This is a genomic window from Rhodococcus sp. 852002-51564_SCH6189132-a (genome assembly GCF_001665495.1).
In the GTDB taxonomy this organism is placed as follows: Bacteria; Actinomycetota; Actinomycetes; order Mycobacteriales; family Mycobacteriaceae; genus Rhodococcus; species Rhodococcus pyridinivorans.
This window is the reverse complement of sequence record NZ_LZMJ01000066.1, coordinates 128509-145376: the sequence shown is the minus strand read 5'-3', so window position 1 is coordinate 145376 and position 16868 is coordinate 128509. Positions and strand designations below refer to the sequence as shown.

The 16868-nt window shown below is 67.2% G+C and carries 17 protein-coding genes and 2 pseudogenes; 10 read left to right on the top strand and 9 right to left on the bottom strand.

Annotation, left to right across the window (positions count from 1 at the left end; genetic code table 11):
- Window positions 1–2: 2 nt before the first annotated feature.
- Window positions 3–1139 carry an acyl-CoA dehydrogenase family protein gene (locus tag A5767_RS16250; protein ID WP_064852697.1) on the bottom strand — a complete coding sequence of 379 codons (1137 nt, stop codon included), beginning with the start codon at window positions 1137–1139 and terminating at the stop codon, window positions 3–5.
- Between the two features lie 10 nt (window positions 1140–1149).
- Entirely contained in the window at window positions 1150–2319 is a 1170-nt protein-coding gene (locus A5767_RS16245; protein ID WP_064256074.1) for an acyl-CoA dehydrogenase family protein, read from the bottom strand.
- 102 nt (window positions 2320–2421) lie between these two features.
- Between A5767_RS16245 and A5767_RS16240 the strand changes: the two genes are divergently transcribed.
- Window positions 2422–3048, top strand: a complete 627-nt coding sequence (locus A5767_RS16240; RefSeq protein ID WP_006550849.1) for a TetR/AcrR family transcriptional regulator — start codon at window positions 2422–2424, stop codon at window positions 3046–3048.
- A 376-nt stretch (window positions 3049–3424) separates the two neighbouring features.
- Here the strand turns inward: A5767_RS16240 and A5767_RS24185 are convergent, their stop codons facing one another.
- Entirely contained in the window at window positions 3425–3667 is a 243-nt protein-coding gene (locus A5767_RS24185; RefSeq protein WP_082331778.1) for a transposase, read from the bottom strand.
- Window positions 3668–3980: 313 nt separating this feature from the next.
- Window positions 3981–4937, bottom strand: a complete 957-nt coding sequence (locus A5767_RS16225; RefSeq protein ID WP_019290518.1) for an ERCC4 domain-containing protein — start codon at window positions 4935–4937, stop codon at window positions 3981–3983.
- Between the two features lie 156 nt (window positions 4938–5093).
- Here A5767_RS16225 and A5767_RS23395 point away from each other — a divergent pair, with 156 nt between their 5' ends.
- Window positions 5094–5615, top strand: coding sequence for a hypothetical protein (locus tag A5767_RS23395; protein ID WP_197483258.1), 522 nt, complete (start codon window positions 5094–5096; stop codon window positions 5613–5615).
- A gap of 101 nt (window positions 5616–5716) precedes the next feature.
- On the opposite strand, the gene A5767_RS16215 is transcribed toward A5767_RS23395, so the two are convergent.
- Window positions 5717–5971 (bottom strand): Txe/YoeB family addiction module toxin, encoded by a 255-nt coding sequence (locus A5767_RS16215; RefSeq protein WP_006550854.1) that lies wholly within the window; start codon window positions 5969–5971, stop codon window positions 5717–5719.
- The gene (locus A5767_RS16210) at window positions 5968–6216 is read right to left on the bottom strand and encodes a type II toxin-antitoxin system Phd/YefM family antitoxin (protein ID WP_006550855.1); all 249 of its coding nucleotides are present in this window, start codon (window positions 6214–6216) and stop codon (window positions 5968–5970) included. Before A5767_RS16210 ends, A5767_RS16215 begins: the two co-directional genes overlap by 4 nt.
- Before the next feature lie 95 nt (window positions 6217–6311).
- Between A5767_RS16210 and A5767_RS23935 the strand changes: the two genes are divergently transcribed.
- From A5767_RS23935 to A5767_RS16190, 4 genes are all read left to right on the top strand, one after another.
- Entirely contained in the window at window positions 6312–6581 is a 270-nt protein-coding gene (locus tag A5767_RS23935; RefSeq protein ID WP_019290514.1) for a pirin-like C-terminal cupin domain-containing protein, read from the top strand.
- A gap of 466 nt (window positions 6582–7047) precedes the next feature.
- Entirely contained in the window at window positions 7048–7842 is a 795-nt protein-coding gene (locus A5767_RS16200) for an LLM class F420-dependent oxidoreductase (RefSeq protein WP_006550857.1), read from the top strand.
- Between the two features lie 60 nt (window positions 7843–7902).
- Window positions 7903–9135: an alpha/beta fold hydrolase gene (locus A5767_RS16195; protein ID WP_064852696.1), complete on the top strand. Its 1233-nt coding sequence runs from the start codon at window positions 7903–7905 to the stop codon at window positions 9133–9135.
- A 129-nt stretch (window positions 9136–9264) separates the two neighbouring features.
- A complete protein-coding gene (locus A5767_RS16190; protein WP_064852695.1) occupies window positions 9265–11343 on the top strand; it encodes a PhoX family protein in 2079 nt (692 codons plus the stop codon).
- 49 nt (window positions 11344–11392) lie between these two features.
- Here A5767_RS16190 and ggh read toward each other — a convergent pair whose 3' ends face one another.
- The gene (ggh, locus tag A5767_RS16185) at window positions 11393–12730 is read right to left on the bottom strand and encodes a glucosylglycerate hydrolase (protein ID WP_064852694.1); all 1338 of its coding nucleotides are present in this window, start codon (window positions 12728–12730) and stop codon (window positions 11393–11395) included.
- A gap of 120 nt (window positions 12731–12850) precedes the next feature.
- Window positions 12851–13573 (bottom strand): annotated as a pseudogene (locus tag A5767_RS16180) (LLM class flavin-dependent oxidoreductase); the annotation flags it as partial.
- Between the two features lie 71 nt (window positions 13574–13644).
- Between A5767_RS16180 and A5767_RS22725 the strand changes: the two are divergent.
- The 3 genes and pseudogenes from A5767_RS22725 to A5767_RS16170 all read left to right on the top strand — a co-directional run.
- Window positions 13645–13839: pseudogene (locus A5767_RS22725) on the top strand (MFS transporter); the annotation flags it as partial.
- Between the two features lie 41 nt (window positions 13840–13880).
- On the top strand, window positions 13881–14795 hold the full coding sequence (locus tag A5767_RS16175) for a spermidine synthase (protein WP_064852692.1): 915 nt from the start codon (window positions 13881–13883) through the stop codon (window positions 14793–14795).
- The gene (locus A5767_RS16170; protein WP_442978766.1) at window positions 14792–15820 is read left to right on the top strand and encodes a pirin family protein; all 1029 of its coding nucleotides are present in this window, start codon (window positions 14792–14794) and stop codon (window positions 15818–15820) included. The genes A5767_RS16175 and A5767_RS16170 overlap by 4 nt, the downstream gene beginning before the upstream one ends.
- A gap of 47 nt (window positions 15821–15867) precedes the next feature.
- Here A5767_RS16170 and A5767_RS16165 read toward each other — a convergent pair whose 3' ends face one another.
- A complete protein-coding gene (locus tag A5767_RS16165) occupies window positions 15868–16158 on the bottom strand; it encodes a putative quinol monooxygenase (RefSeq protein WP_006550865.1) in 291 nt (96 codons plus the stop codon).
- A gap of 86 nt (window positions 16159–16244) precedes the next feature.
- On the opposite strand from A5767_RS16165, the gene A5767_RS16160 reads away from it, so the two are divergent.
- Entirely contained in the window at window positions 16245–16865 is a 621-nt protein-coding gene (locus A5767_RS16160; protein WP_064852690.1) for a class I SAM-dependent methyltransferase, read from the top strand.
- Window positions 16866–16868 lie beyond the last annotated feature (3 nt).

The window sequence follows — 16868 nt, the reverse complement described above, 5'->3', positions numbered from 1 at the left end:
GGTCACATTCCGGCGATCTCCACGAGCTCGTAGTCCTTCACACCGCCGGCGAGCACCCGCAGGTGATCGTCCATGGTGCCGAGGGTGTGCTCGATCGCGGTCAGGCGGCTCAGGTAGTGGCCGATGGAGTGCTCGGCCGTGACACCGATGCCGCCGTGCATCTGCACGGACTCCTGGCCGATCTTCCGAGCGGACCGGCCGACCTGCAGCTTGGCGCGCGAGGCGATGGTCGGGTCGACGATGCCGTCGGCGAGGGCCATGGTCGCGTACAGGCTCATGCTCGACGCCAGCTCGTACAGCACGTACATGTCGGCCGCACGGTGGGTGAGCGCCTGGAACATCGACAGCGGCACACCGAACTGCTTGCGCTGCTTGAGGTAGCTCGTGGTCAGCTGCACCGAGGAGTCGAGGGCACCGACCGCCTCGGCGCACAGTGCCGCCTGCGCGTGCACCTGCGCCGCGGTGATGGCGGCGGACGCGTCGGCCGCCTCACCGAGCGGGGTCGCCGCAACATCGTCGAGCACGAGTTGCGCACCGCGACGCTCGTCGTGGGTGCGGTACGGCGTGCGGACCAGACCGTCGGCCGATGCGTCGACGACGAACAGTCCGACGCCACCCTCCGGGAGCTTCGCGGAGACGATGAAGGTGTCGGCGCAATCACCGTGCAGCACAGGATTCTTGCGACCGGAGACGGTCCAGGAGTCGCCGTCGCGCGCCGCGGTGGTGGCCACCTCGGTGTGCGGCCAGCGGCTGCCCGGCTCGTCGTGCGCGAACGCGAGGAGCACGGTGCCCTCGGACAGTCGCGGCAGGATGTCGGAGCGCTGCGCTTCGGTGCCGACCTCGGCGACGAGCCGGCCGGGCAGGTAGACGCAGTCGAGCACGGGCTCGGGTGCGAGCGCGCGGCCGATCTCGGTCATGACGGCCATGACCTCCACCGGTCCGGCTCCCATGCCGCCGTGCTCCTCCGCGAAGGGCAGGCCGAGCACGCCGAGTTCGCCGAGTTGCTTCCATACGTCGCGGTTCCAGCCCAGGTCACCTTCGGCCACCCGGTTGCGCGACTCGACGTCGTACGCGCCGGAGAGCAGGTCGCGGACGGTCGCGCGGAGCATGTCCTGTTCGGTGTCGAGTTCGAAGTTCATGTCCGGGGCCTCACAGTCCGAGAATCGAGGAAGCGATGATCGAACGCTGAACCTCGTTCGACCCGCCGTAGATGGTGACCTTGCGGTTGTTGAGGTAGGTCGGCATCGTCAGCTGCGCCCAGTCGGGCGAGTCGATACCGGCCTCGCCGGCGGGCAGCGAATCGGGGCCGGCGATGTCGACGAGCAGTTCGGTCGCGGCCTGCTGCAACTCGGAGCCGCGCATCTTGAGCAGCGACGATGCCGGGTTGGGCTTGCCGTCGGCCGAGCCGGCGACGACGCGTAGCTGGGTGAGCTCGAGAGCGAGCAGCTCGTTCTCGAGTTCGGCCAGGCGTGCCGCGAAGATCGGGTCGTCGAGCAGCGAGCCGCTGCCGTAGCGGGTCTCGGCCGCGAGGGACTTCGCCCGCGCGAGCTTGACCTTGGTGGCGCCGACCCGGGCGATGCCGGTGCGCTCGTTGCCGAGCAGGAACTTCGCCTGCGTCCAGCCGGTGTTCTCCTCGCCGACGAGGTTCTCGGCGGGAACGCGCACGTCTTCGAAGAACACCTCGTTGACCTCGTAGCTGCCGTCGATCAGTTTGATCGGACGGAGGGTGACGCCCGGGGTGTCCATCGGGAAGAGCAGCATCGAGATGCCGGCCTGCTTCTTCGCGTTCGGATCGGTGCGGACGAGGCAGAAGATCCAGTCGGCGTGCTGCGCGAGCGTCGTCCACGTCTTCTGACCGTTGACGATGTAGTCGTCACCGTCGCGGACGGCGCGGGTCTTGAGGGACGCGAGGTCGGAGCCGGCCTCGGGCTCGGAGAAGCCCTGGCACCACCAGATGTCGAGGTTGGCGGTGGCGGGGAGGAAGCGTTCCTTCATCTCCTGCGAGCCGAACTGCGCGATGACCGGCCCGATCATGGACGCGTTGAACGGCAGCGGGTCGGGCACCGACGCGAGCTGCAGCTCGCTGAGCCAGATGTTGCGCTGCATCGGCGTCCAGTCCTGACCGCCCCATTCGACGGGCCAGTTGGGAACGGCGAGGCCGCGCGAATGCAGGATGCGCTGGACGGCGACGTAGTCGTCCTTGCCCAGCGGAGTGCCGGAGGCGGTCTTCGCACGCACTTCGGCGGGGATCTCGGTGGTGAAGAAGGTGCGCAGTTCGTCGCGGAACGCACGCTCCTCCTCGGTGAGCTTCAGGTTCATGGAGGGACCTTCCAGGGATGCCGGCGCCGTAGCGCTTCTCGCGATTCCAAACTAACCTTACATCGTTAGCTCGTCCAGGCCGGGCCGGAAGGAGGACGATGGATGGCGCGCCCGCGCACGCCTCTGCTCAGCCGTGAGCTCATCCGCGACGTCACGCTACGACTCGTCGACGAGCACGGCCTCGACGCCGTCTCGATGCGTCGGATCGCCGCCGAACTGGGTGTTCGCGCCCCGTCGCTGTACAGCCACTACGCCACCAAGGAAGAACTGCTCGACGACATCGCCGACGCCATCGGTGAATCGGTCGATGTCAGCGGGTTCGCCGAGGACGACTGGCAGGAAGCGCTCCGACGCTGGGCTCGCACCTACCGCGACGCGCTCGCCGCGCACCCGAATATGGTGCCCTTCCTCGCCTCGAGTCCCGGCACGCGGCCCGTCTCCCTCCAGGCGTCCGACGCCATCCACGGCGGCCTCACCCGCGCCGGCTGGCCGCCCCGCTTCGCGACGATGATCGGAGCCTCGATCAAGTACATCGTCATCGGTTCCGCGATCACCTCGTTCGCGGGCGGATTCGACGATCACATCGACACCTACAACGAGCGGTATCCGCATCTGTCGCAGGCGCATCGGCTTCGCGAGTACGCCGCCGAGATCGATGCCGAGAGCTTCGACCTCGTTCTCGAGTCCTTCCTGCGGGAACTCGGGCGACGATACGAGATGTTTCCTTAGCCCGAACGCACCGATCAGCTGAGCGCGTTGCTGTGAATATGGTTGTGCGGTAACGATCGCTCTGCTGGCATGGCTGATCGTCCGACCACTCGGGTCGGGTTGTTCCACTGGATCGTCAAGTCCCGAGTCTTGTTGAGGCTGAGCGTGTGTTCAGTCCTCAGGCCGCAGGTGCGGCCGGTGGTTGTGCGTAGTAGGCGGTCTCGATCTCGGTCGGGGTGCGGTAGTCGAGTATGCCGTGGACCCGTTCGGTATCGAACCAATGCACCCATTGCACGGTGGCCGCTTCGACGTCTTCCCGGCCGGTGTTCTCCGACAGAACGCGACAGATCGGTTCGATCCCCCAGCGGTGTTGGTGTTCGTCGATGAACACAGGCGATTACTTCAGTCGGCGTGGGGCCACCTCCCACTTGCGGGGGACGAACTCCGCCTTCGCGAAAAACACTGTGGCAGAGCGAAGTATCTCCATCAACTGCCGTAGTTCGCGGTTCTCTTTCTCCGGACGGCGGATGCGCGCTTCGGCATCGACCGGCTCGGTCGGGAGCTCGTCGTCTTCGGCTTTGCGCACCCAGGTCCGCAGGGCTTCCTTGTGGACGCCGGTCTGCTCGGCGATCCGGTTGATGGCGCGCCGGTGCGGGTGTCGGGGTCACGGCGGGCTTCGACGGCGAGTCGGGTCGCTCGCTCACGCCAGTTCCTGAGGGTATTTGTAGTTCGCCATGATGAGTCTGGGGTGATCCTTCCGGGATGCCTGGCTCACCCTCGATGAAATCAGGGACGATTCAGTAATCATGCTCGACGATGACGTGATCGCCGTGCTCAGCACGGCGTGGCGTCGAACCGCTGGATGGGGCGCGGTCTATCGAGCGCGCGTGGCAGTCGCCGCGCCTTCCGCACGAAACGGCAGGACGTGGCATCGGCTGCTGCGGCGTTCAGCCTCACCCCGAGGCGTGAGCGTTGCGCCAGGCCGCCCACACCTGGGGACGGAGCCGGCCACGATCGGGGACCTTCATGCCCTCGCCGCGGGCCCACGCGCGTACGTCGGCGGTGGACGGTTCCGCGGTGGGAGCGTCCTTGTGCTGCGGTGTGATGCGGTCACACGCCGCGTCCTCGACGCCGGTCCACTCGTGCGCGGCGGCGAGATAGCGGTAGGTCCACTCCTCGGCGAGCTGACGAGTCTCGCAGAACACGATCGGCACACCGGGGTAGCGGACCTGCAGCTCGGCGAGACCGTCCGCGATCATCGCCGGCCGGACCCGTTCGAACTTGAACACCGCCGAGTAACGGTCTTCGACCACCACTGCGGCGCGGGGCAGGGCAGCGAGCTCGGCCATCGCGAAACGCAGCCTCCCGCTGGTCAGGCTGCCTACCAGGTCGGCCAACGACTTGCGTTCGACCGAGGCGACCAACCGGTCGTCGACGAGCAGACCGTAGTCTCCGCACGCCAGCGCACGGCGGACGGTGTCGACCTGCTGCCCGGGGAATTTGTAGGGGTAACGCTCGTGGGAATCGACGACGATCGTCAGTTCGGCGATGCCGGCGGCTCGGGCGGTGGGGGTGCGCACATTCGGACGTGCCTGCTTCCGAGTGCGCGGGGATTGCCAGAACACAGCATCGCGCCCCCGAGCTTGGGTGAACACGATCTGCGACCGGTTCTCCCGTCCCCGGTCCAGGACCACGTCGATCGCGGCGCCGCGACGCACACACGAACGCAACCGAACCTGCTCGACGATCTCGGGGTCCTCAGGCCACTCGTCGGCCGGAACGGGATAGCAGAACAGGGCTTTGGTACGCGGCCAGGTGTCGGAGGTGCGAAACACCAGTCCGTCCGACAGGGGCAGGCGCAGCAGGAACGGCAGCCGTGATTCCGGGTCCGGGTTGCGGGCGATCACCATGTCCACGAAGTTCGGCGGCCTTTCGCTCGGCGATACATACCGAGCAGTGTCCGATACCGATCGCCCGCCGACAAGCCTGCCGGACACGCGTGTGCGAGGCAGGAATGCATCGGGTGGGCGCGACAGAAACCGGTCGTCGATGAAAGGTCCTGCCACATGTCCGACAAGAGCAGAGGTTCGGCCGGGCAGAAGCGCGCCGCGAAAGCCAAGAAGCGAGCGCAGAAGAACCAGGGGACGATGGTCTCGCTCGCAGATCGCTCTCGCCGAACCGCGGTCGACGAGTACCAGCGGCTCATACCCATATTCCATGCGTGGCTGCTCGACAGCGGCATAAGCACCGGGGTGGAGATGGCCGCGGCGCACATCGTCGGTGTCGGGCAGGCAGTGGACTTACTCGCTCAGGACACGATCCGGTTCTCGGCGACCGCGTGGCGCACATCGGCCATCGACCATCTGCTCCGCGCTGCGTGCGGCTCGCCGGTACTGACGGTGGGCAACACCGACCAGCAGTTCCCGTCCGCCGAGCTCGACACCACCGCATTGATCGCGGCACCCGAGCCGGTGGACTGGTCCGAACCCGACCAGTTCGACATCGCCGCGGCCGTCGAAGGTCCGGACCAGTGGAGCGGCGAGCACAGTGGCCGGGTGTATGTCTCGGTGCATGTCGACTGTCGCTGACCTGCAAGCAACCCCCCCGACCATCGGCAAGGATGTGTCTGCGGTTGCTCAGTCAGAAGTGATAATCCTGCCCGGATTCGGTCGTCGGACCGTGGATCGGGTCAGTAGTGGTAGCGGGCGGCGATGATGACCAGGGCACCGTCGATGACCTCGTAGACCAGGCGGTGTTCTTTGTCGATACGTCGAGACCACAGTCCTGACAGGGCATGTCTGAGCCGTTCGGGTTTGCCGATCCCCGAGTACGGGTCTCGTTGGCAATCCCTGACCAGCTCGTTGACACGCTCGAGCTGTTTTCTGTCGGTCGAGATCCAGAACTGGTAGTCGTCCCACGCTTCGTCGGTGAAGGTGATGTTCACTCGATGAGTTCCCTTTCGGTGTATTCACCTCCGCGAGCTCTCTGCATGCTGGCGAGCAGTCGTCGGGCGTTGGCCGGAGACTGCATCAGGTACGAGGTCTCGAGCATGGCGTCGTAGTCATCCTTCGACATCAGGACGGCATTGCCCCGCTTGGATACGATTTCCACAGGGGTGTGGTCCTTGTTGACCTGTTCGAGCAGCGGAAAGAAGTTTTTTCTCGCTTCGGTAGCAGTGATGGCAGCCATAGGTACTCCTTCCCCGAAGTCTCTCGGCCCAGCTCTTGAACCGGTACATTAAACGGTACCACTTCGGTACGGCATTCGGTACCAAAAGGTGTGAGGTGCGGCTTTCGTTCCCTCTGCTCGTCCATCTGCCGGCGCTGCGCTCCGGGTGCACGCACGCTGGCTCGTCCACCATCGACATCGACACCACCGACGGCGACACCCCCGCACGAATCCTTACCTTCAGCGGACCGCCGATCGGCGAACCCGTGGTGCTCGGCGGACCGTTCGTCATGAACACCAAGGTGGAAATCACCAATGCATTCGAGGACTTTCACGCCGGTAAATTCGGCGACATCCCCCGCCGGTCCCGACTGCAGTACCTCTGATCGACCTTGTCATTGCCGGTGGCGCCGCCAGCGATCGATTCCTCGACGGTAAGCCCGTCGCTCTACTCATCACCCGCGGCGGCTCTTACGGCGCCGGCGCCCCGCGCGACGGCTGGGATCACAGCACCGCGTTCCTCGTCCGAATCCTCGGCGACCTGTGGGGTGGCGACGTCACCGTGATCGGACGCGATTCACACTCGTCGGCGTGAATCCCGCCCTCGACCAGTTGGCCGAGACCGCAGCGACTCTGGAGAAGGACGCGCGGGAAACTGCCGACATGGCCCCGGACCCGGCCCGCCGTCCGGCTGCGCCCGAGTTGGAGGTCATCGTCGTGCGCGTTCCCCTCGTCCGCCGATCGCTATCGAGCCCGGCGGGGAACATTTCGTCGGGTTCCTCCATCTCGGTGCTGCACTCACTTGCTTCAAGAAGCCGTCCACATGAGACACACTCTCTTAACCTGGACTCCATGACGCGCCCCATTCGCATCGGACTCCAACTACAGCCCCAGCAGCAACCCGATTACGGCGTCATCCGCGACACCGTGCTCCGCGCCGAGGACGCAGGCGCCGACATCGTGTTCAACTGGGACCACTTCTACCCGCTCTACGGCAACCCCGACGGCGCCCACTTCGAGTGCTGGACGATGCTCGGCGCCTGGGCGGAGCAGACCGAGCGCGTGGAGATCGGCGCACTGGTCACCGGTGGCGGCTACCGCAACCCCGACCTGCTCGCCGACATGGCCCGCACCGTCGACCACATCAGCGGCGGTCGTCTCATCCTCGGCATCGGCTCGGGCTGGTTCGAACGAGATTACGACGAGTACGGCTACGAGTTCGGCACCAAGGGCTCCCGCCTCGACCTGCTCGCCGAGTACATGCCCCGCATCGTGAATCGCCTCGGCAAGCTGAACCCGCAGCCCACCCGGCACATTCCCATCCTCATCGGTGGCGGCGGCCCGAAGAAGACGCTTCCGATGGTCGCGAAGTACGCGGACATCTGGCACAGCTTCGGCGAGATGGAGACCCACGCCGAGAAATCCGAGATCCTCGCGCAGCGCTGCGCCGAGGCCGGTCGTCGACCCGAGGACATCGAACGGTCCACCTCGTGGCCCGGCGCCGACGCGGCCCCGTCCTATGTGGAGCTCGGGATCACGCAGTTCACGGTGGGTGTCGGTGGTCCCGACTACGACCTCACCGAACTGCGCGAAGCCATCGCGTGGCGAGACGACAACTCCGCACCCCCGCTGACGGGGCTGAGCTGATCCCGGCCCGTGCCGACGGACCCTGAGCCGAGCACAGTACGTCGGTAGCATCGGTGGTGCATGTCGAACGCACCATGGCTACCGCCCTGCACCGCCGACGACTGGGACGACGGTCGGCGGCGGCGACGTCTCCGCGATACCCGCGCCGGTCATCACTGGGTACGGTTCGGCCGGCTTCGACGAGCCCTCGCGCGCACCGCCGTCGCGGCGCTCCCGCTCGTCGCCCTGTTCACCCAGTACTGGGCATGGGACGTCGCGCCGGTCCGTGAGCGACTCGCTCTCACGCAGCCACAGCTACATCCGATCCACGACGCGGCGACGCGGGAGGACCGCGACACGGCGGTCGTCGACCTGGTGGGCCTGGGCAACCTCGACGCGACCGAGACCGCCACGGCACTGCCCGCACTGAGCGAACTCGGGCAGGTGTGGGCGGTCGAGTACGACAACAGCGGTCTCGACACCGCCGTCGTCAGCCGCCTGATCCACGAGCGTGCCGCGTGGTCCGGGATCGAGAACATCGTGCTCACCGGGCACAGCATGGGTGGGATCATCGCCCTCGAGGTCGCCCAGCACCTGTATCAGGACACCGATCTCGAGGTGACCGGCGTGATCCTGGACTGCACGCCGCTCGACCTGCACGCCGTGCGGGCCGACGCGCGCGACGCCGGTGAGGACCTGTTGCGCTGGATCGGCTGGCTGCCCGGCGCACGGGAGAGCCGCAGCATGCGCATGCTCGTCGAGGTCGTCGCCCGCATGGACCGTTTCGTGCTCCCCTCGGACCGGTGGTACCGCCGTATCGACACCGAAGAGTTGCACGACGTCGCGGTCGAGGTGCTCCACGACAAGATCTTCTCGACCGACGCCGCGAGCAACGGACTGATCGAATCGCAGTTCCGGGCGATCGTCGCCTCCGGTGCAATCGACAACCTGAGGGCACTCGCCGACGAACGCGACGACAAGATCCGTCCCGCCATAGCGTTCCTCCGGCCACGGAACGCCGTCAACGACAACGTCGTCGACGTCGAGTACAGTCACCGGATCCTGATCGACCAGTCCGGCGGTGTCGACGGCACGCTGCTGGTGTCGAAACTCGACCGCACCGGACACGCCAATCCGATCCAGGCTCCCGCGGAATACAACACCGCGATCACGAACCGGGTGGTGCCCTTCGTCGACGGCAGGCCCGGTGAGGTCGAGGACGACGAGGAGGAGTCGCCGGATGGCGCGTTCTTCGATGACGACCGTCCCGGTGTCCGGCCGATCGTGGATCTCGACCGCATCGCCCCGGGCTGACCTCGGCCCGTTCTGTGACCGCCGTCTCACGGCCGCCGAATGCTCATCGGGTGTTCACCTTCTCGTTCCGTCCGACTCGCCTGACGCTCCTACGGTTCCGGCGTCGAACCGATTTCCGAGGAGAACGTTGTGGCCCGTAGAGTCCTGCCCTTGTTCGTCACGCACGACGGCATATCGTCGCGCTCGAACATCACGTGCAAGTACAAGTGCGGGGATGCCTGTTCGCACGCCGTCCCGAACACCTCCCGCGGTGAATACTTCGGCGACATCGTGCGCGCCGCCGTCTCGCGTCGCGGGGTCCTGCGAGGCGGTGCCATGGCCGTGCTCGCCGTCGGCGCCGGTGGTGTCCTGACGGCCTGTGCGGACGACTCCGCTGCGGCCGCCGGCAGTGACGCCGGGGCGGCGGGAGATCTCGGGCCGGTGCCCGACGGCACCAACTTCACGGCGGTCGCGCCGAACACCGATGACGCGGTGACGGTTCCGGAGGGGTACGAGAACGACGTCGTCATCCGCTGGGGCGATCCGGTGCTGCCCGATGCCCCGGCCTTCGACATCGGGAACCAGACGGCGACCGCGCAGGAGAAGCAGTTCGGGTTCAACAACGACTTCGCCGGCCTGCTCCCGGTGGACGGCCGACCCGACACCTACCTGCTCGTCGTCAATCACGAATACACCACCGAACCCTTCATGTTCGCCGACTACGATGCGGACGACCCCACCGAGGAACAGGTGCGCATCGGCATCGCCGGTCACGGGATGTCGGTCGTCCAGGTGAAGGGCGAGCCCGGGACCGGCCGCCTGACACCGGAATTCGGTGAATACAACCGTCGTATCACCGGAACCACCGAGTTCCTCCTCACCGGACCGGCCGCGGGCAGCGGCCTGCTGAAGACCACCGCCGACCCGACGGGCACGCGGGTCTCGGGGACGTTCAACAACTGCGCCGGCGGGCTCACCCCGTGGGGCACCGTGCTGTCGGGCGAGGAGAACTTCAACCAGTACTTCGCCAACGCCGAAAGCGTCACCGACCCGGTCGTCGCCGAACGTCTCGCCCGGTACGGACTCGAGGGCGCCGACACCGAACGGAAGTGGGAACGATTCGACCGGCGCTTCGACATCGCCGCGGAACCCAACGAGGTCAACCGGTTCGGGTGGATCGTCGAGATCGATCCGTGGGATCCGAATTCGGTGCCCGTCAAGCACACCGCACTGGGACGGTTCAAGCACGAGGCGGCCACCGTCCACATCACCGACGACGGCACCGTCGTGTCGTACAGCGGTGACGACGAACGCTTCGACTACATGTACAAGTTCGTCTCGTCGCGGAAGATGCAGCCCGGAAACTCGCGAGCTGCGATGCGGCACAACATGACCCTGCTCGACGCCGGCACGCTCTACGTCGCGAAGCTCAGCGATGACCATCCGGACGAGATCGACGGATCCGGAACACTTCCCGAGGCCGGCGAGTTCCGCGGCAGCGGCGAGTGGATCCCGCTGCTGCGCGCGAACGAGGACGGCAGCGCCGAGTCGCTGGTCGACGGCATGAGCGCCGAAGAGGTCGCGGTGTTCACCCGCCTCGCCGGCGACCGGGTGGGCGCGACGAAGATGGATCGCCCCGAGGACTTCGAACCGAATCCGGTCTCCGGCAAGGTCTACGTCGCACTCACCAACAACACCAAGCGCGGCGTCGACGGCGCCGCGCCGGCCGACGAGGCGAATCCGCGCGAGAACAACAAGAACGGTCAGGTCCTCGAGATCGACGACGACCACGCGGGTACGTCCTTCACGTGGAGGCTGCTGCTCGTGTGCGGGGACCCGAACGAGGCCGACACTTACTTCGGCGGCTTCGACAAGTCGCAGGTCAGTCCGATCTCGTGCCCCGACAACCTGGCCTTCGATTCGTACGGCAATCTGTGGATCTCGACCGACGGCAACGCACTCGGCTCCAACGACGGATTGTTCAGCGTCGTCCTCGACGGACCGCGCCGCGGTGAGACGAAGCAGTTCCTCACCGTGCCGATCGGCGCCGAGACGTGCGGGCCGATCGTGCAGGACGGCCGGGTCGTGGTGTGCGTCCAGCATCCCGGGGAGACCGACGACGCGTCGTGGGCGTCGCCGGCCTCGCACTGGCCCGACGGAGGCGACTCCCAGCCGCGTCCCGCCGTGGTCGCGGCGTGGAAGTCCGACGGCGGACGTATCGGGGTCTGACACCTCGTGCGTGGTTCCGGTCGCGCTCGCTCCCGGAACCACGCACGGGTCATCCGAGCCAGTCCAATACCGCTGCGGCGGTCCACGACTGCTGCATGCTGCCGAGCGGGTCGCCGGTGAACGGTTCGTAGTACTCGGCGAAGGTGCCGTCGCTCACCTGCCGGAGTCCTTCCGCGCGAAGCACGTTGGCCCGTTCGGCCCAACCACGACGGGCGAACGCCCACGAGAACAACCACGTCATCACGGGCCACACCGGTCCGCGCCAGTACTCGCGGGGACGGAAGTCGCCCGAGACGGGGGACGTCGACGGCGGTACCGCATAGCGAAGATCCGGATGCCCGCAGAACTTCGGCCCTTCGAAGGTGCGCAGCAGCGCCCTCTCGGCCTGCCGGTCGAGACCGCCGCACAGCAGTGGCGCGAACATCGCGAGAGTGTCGGTGGCGACCCACTTCCCGCTGCGTAGATCGAAATCCTTCGCCGCGCCCGTGCGGGAGTCGGTCGTGGTGATCACGCCCTTCCGGAACCGCTCGGCCCACTGATACAGCTCGCGCACATCCGCGTTGGGACGGGAATGCTCCTCACCGATGGTTGCAAGCACCTCGCACGACAGCGAGAACACCGCGCTGACGAAGACGTCCTCGACCGCGAAGCTCATGGCCTTCGCGAGCACGCTGTCCTCGTAACGCGCCGTCTTCATCTCCTCGAGCAACCACAGATAACGCGCGTATTCACGGTCGGTGGGTCGCTGGGTGGCGTCGGCGACGTGCTCGAGATCCTCGCGATGGAAGGGCGGCACCGGACCGGCGATAACGTTGGCGTACGCCGTATCCCAGCGCGGGGAGTTGTCCATGCCCGACTCCCACCCGTGGTACAGCGCGATGCGGCCGTTGCCGTCGAGATCGCGTGCGTGCGCGAGCCAGCGGTGCCACCGCACGAGATCCGCCCACCGGCGATCCAGGAACTCCTCGGCGACAGCACGTGTCGAGCGGCCGTGCCGTCGTGAATGCTCGAGGATGCGCTGTACGGCGATGGCGTGCACGGGAGGCTGTGTGATACCCGAGGTCTGCACCTGCGCCGGTGCGTGCGCGGCCAGTTCGGAGACCGCCCAGCGCGCTGGGCCCGGGAAGTAGCCGTCGACACCGTTGGCGAAGACGATGTGTGGGATCATCCCGTTCTTCCACTGCGCCGAGAGCAGGGTGTCGAGTTCGACCACCGCCCGTTCGACACTGAGCGGCGCGAGCCCCACGGCGACGAACGCCGCATCCCAACTCCACATGTGTGGATAAAGCTTGGGAGCGGCACTCGTCATGGCGCCCAGGTCGTTCCCACGCAGCAGGTACGCCGCGCGTGCGGCGAGCTGTGTGGAGGTGAATCCTCGGTCCGGCATGGCCCCCATTCTCTGTGCTGCGGACGGATCCGCACGACGAGGGCCGCAGCTGTAACAGCGCCGACACATTTCGCGCCGGCGCTGTGTCGAGCTGTGCTGTATCGATGTGTCAGGGGATGGTCAGTGCGCGGAGGGCAGGAAGGCCGTCGAGCCCGACAGGTCGCCCGGGCGGTGGGAGGCCGGGACGAGCAGGCCGCGACGCTCGAGGATCGGACGCACGCCCTCACCGAAGCGGTAGGCCTCCTCGAGATGCGGGTAGCCCGACAGCACGAAGTGGTCGAGTCCGATCTCGGCGTACTCGGCGATGCGGTCGGCGACCTCCTCGTGGGAACCCACGAGCGCGGTGCCCGCGCCACCACGGACGAGTCCGACGCCCGCCCACAGGTTGGGGGAGACCTCGAGGCTGCGGGCGTCCTTGCTCGCGGCGTAAGCGCTGCCGCCGCCGTGCAGCTCGACCATCCGGCGCTGCCCCTCGGAACCGGAGCGGGCCAGGCTCTGCTGGGCCTTCTCGATGGTCGCGGGGTCGAGCGCGGAGAGCAGGCGGTCGGCCTCGGCCCAGGCCTCGTCGGAGGTGTCCCGGCTGATGACGTGCAGGCGGATGCCGTAGTCGAGGGTGCGTCCCTGGATGTCGGCAAGGCCGCGGATCCACGCGATCTTGTCGGCGACGGCGGCCGGCGGCTCACCCCACGTGAGATAGGTGTCGCAGAACTGCGATGCGACGGTGCCGGCGGCGGGAGAGGACCCGCCGAAGAAGAGCGGCGGCACCGGATCGGGGATGCGCTGGAGCTGGGCGTTCTCGACCTGGATGTATTCGGCCTTGAAGTCGACCGGGCCGTTGCCCGCCCGTGTGTGAATGTGTCGGACGTGGTTGGCGTCGCCGGGTTGCACGCTGTCCACCACCGGGAATCGAGTCCGTGACCACGCTGTCACAGCCCAGTTCCGCACCCGAGTCCGATCTCGATCGTCGCAGGAGACTACGCACCGTGGTCGCGGCGAGCCTGCTCGGCACCACGGTGGAGTGGTACGACTTCTTCCTCTACGCGACGGCTGCGAGCCTGGTGTTCAACCAGCTGTTCTTCCCCGACCAGAGTTCGTTCGTCGGCACGATGCCTCTGATCCGAGGCAAACGAGCCGGTACTAGGCTCGTCGTATGAGCAGGCAACGAGGTGGCCGCGCCGCATCGTCGCCGCGCAAGGAGAAGACGGGTGCACCGGGCGGCCCGGCCGAGGGGTTGTACGACATCGACACGGGTACGTGCGAGCTCGTCAAGGACCGCTATCTCGCCGACGGATGGGTCCTCGAGATCAACGGGGTGCCCAGCTCGCACATCGACCTGAGCGACCCGGCCCTGCTCGAGTTCGAGTACATGCGGTGGATCGCGATGCTCGTCGAGAGCAGGTTCGAACACGACTCGAGATTGCGCGTGCTGCACCTCGGTGGGGGTGCGTGCACGATGGCGCGCTACTTCGCCGCGGTCTACCCCGACGCTCGGCAGGTCGTCGTCGAGATCGATGGTCGCCTCGCCGAACTCGTCCGCCACTGGTTCGATCTGCCCCGCGCTCCGTTGCTGCGTATCCGGGTGGGGGAGGCCCGTCAGGTCCTCACCTCGCTCTCCGACGCGAGCCGCGACGTGATCGTGCGGGATGTCTTCGCCTACAACCGCACTCCCGTCGCACTCACCACCCTCCAGTTCACACAGCACGCCCGACGCGTGCTCGCGCCCGGCGGTGTCTACGTCGTCAACTGCGGCGACTTCCGCGACCTGACCGTCGCGAAACGTGAGGCCGCGACGATCGGTGCGGTCTTCGAGCACACCGTGATCGTCGCCGACCCCGCGATGCTCAAGGGACGCCGCTACGGCAACGTCGTCATCGCCGGCAGCGACCTGCCGCTCGGCGACTCCCCGGCCCTGGCCCGCGACCTGCTCGGCGGTGCCGTCCCGGCACAGATCCGGCTGGGTGACCAGGTGGAGAAGTTCGCCGCCGGGGCGCGTGTGCTCGACGACAGCGAGGCCACCACACCACCCGGAACAAAGAGCACGGGCACGGAGTTGCACGGGTCATGACGTCAGCAGCCCCTACTCCGGTACTCCAGGTCTTCCGGCTCGGTATGCCCTGGCAGACCATCGATCCGTTCCTGTTCGTCGCGCACCATGTCGACGCGTATCCGGCGGGCAACGACGAACTCGGACCCGACGCGTCGCTCGACGGCCGCCCGCTCGGCCAGGACTTCGGAAACCCGGCGGGCTGGAGCATGTACCACGGAACCACCGTCCCGGGATTCCCCGGCCATCCGCACCGCGGCTTCGAGACGGTGACCTTCGTGCGCTCGGGTTTCGTCGACCACTCCGATTCGGTGGGTGCGGCGGCGCGTTTCGGTGAGGGCGACACGCAGTGGCTCACCGCCGGAAACGGCATCGTCCACAGCGAGATGTTCCCTCTGCTGAACAAGGATTCGGGCAATCCCCTCGAGCTGTTCCAGATCTGGCTGAACCTGCCCGCCGAGTCGAAGACCGTCGACCCGCACTTCTCGATGCTGTGGAACGAGGACACCCCCACCGTGACGGTCGCGGACGAGGACGGACGCACCGTCTCCATCCGCGTCATCGCCGGTGAGCTCGACGGCGCGACTCCGCCGCCGCCCCCGCCGAATTCGTGGGCATCCCGACCCGGCACCGACGTGGCGATCTGGAACATCGACCTGTCGTCCGGTGCGCGCTGGGAACTGCCGGCCGCGCGCGGTGAGCAGACGCAACGGGTCCTGTACGTGTACAACGGTTCCCCCGTGCGGATCGGTGACCGGACGATCGAGTCCGGGCACGGGGTCGTCGTCGACGCGTCGGTGCCGGTGCACCTCACCGGCGGCGACGAGGGCACGCAGATCCTGATGCTGCAGGGTCGCCCGATCGGCGAACCCGTCGTCTCGTACGGCCCGTTCGTGCTCAACGACGAGGCGGGTGTCCGCCAGGCGTTCGAGGACTACCGCCGCACCGGATTCGGCGGATGGCCCTGGGACAGCGACGGTCCCGTGCACGAACGTGACGCCGGCCGGTTCGCGCGGTATCCCGACGAGAAGCTCGAGCAACGCTGACGGCGTGCGCAGATCCTGTCGATTTCCGGCGGGATCTGCGACGAGAACTACTCGTTCGACGGCTGCACGTCCGGGACGAGGTACTCGGAGACCTCCATCGACCGGATCTCCCGGGCCTGATCGTCGTCGGGTCCGCTGCCGCGGAAGTCGTCGAGGTGTGCCTGTGACTCCCACCGTTCGTAGATGCAGACGCGGTCGGGCTCGATCAGGTCGGCGGTGACAGCGAAGTCGAGGCAGCCCGGCGCTCTACGGGCGGCCTCGACGACGGACCTGCAGGTCGCCAGATAGAACTCACGCCTGTCGGCGTCGACGGTGAGATGTCCTGCGACGATGATCATGAATTCCCTCCCGTGGTCACTGCCTCGTCGTGGATAGGACCTGCGAACGGGGTCGAACTCATCGCGGCCCGTCGTACCATGCCGGGGTGACCCAGCCCGGATACGATGCCCTCGCGGATCTGTACGTCGAGCTGTTTCCCGATCCGTACCTGACTCCGCTCGAACGCCACACCGTCGCCGCCTTCGCCGAGATGGTGTGCCAGAGCCAGGTGCAGGGTGTCGTGCTGGACGTGGGCTGCGGGCCCGGATACGTGGCCGCGGATCTCGCCGACCGCGGACTCGACGTGATCGGCCTCGATCCCAGCACCGAGATGCTGCGCATCGCGCGGGGCGCCTACCCCGCGCTGCGATTCGTGCGGGACGACGCGCGACTTGGGTCCGACGATCTCCGCGGTGTGGTTCCGAGCGCGATCATCGCGCGGTTCAGCCTCATCCACGTTCCGCCGCTCGAGATCCCCAGGGTCCTGGCCGGGTGGGCGGAGAGGATCCCGCCCGGGGGCGTGGTGCTCGTCGCGGGGCAGACCACCGACGAGCCGGGTGAGGTGGTCGAGTTCGACCACGCGGTGGCGCCGGCCTGGCGGTGGCACCCGGATCGTCTCGCCGCGGCCTTGTCCGACGCCGGATTCGACGAGGTGTGGCGGACGGTCGGCCGTCCCGACGCCGACCATCGCTTTCCCGACGTCCACCTGGCGGCGCGCCGGCGCTGACCG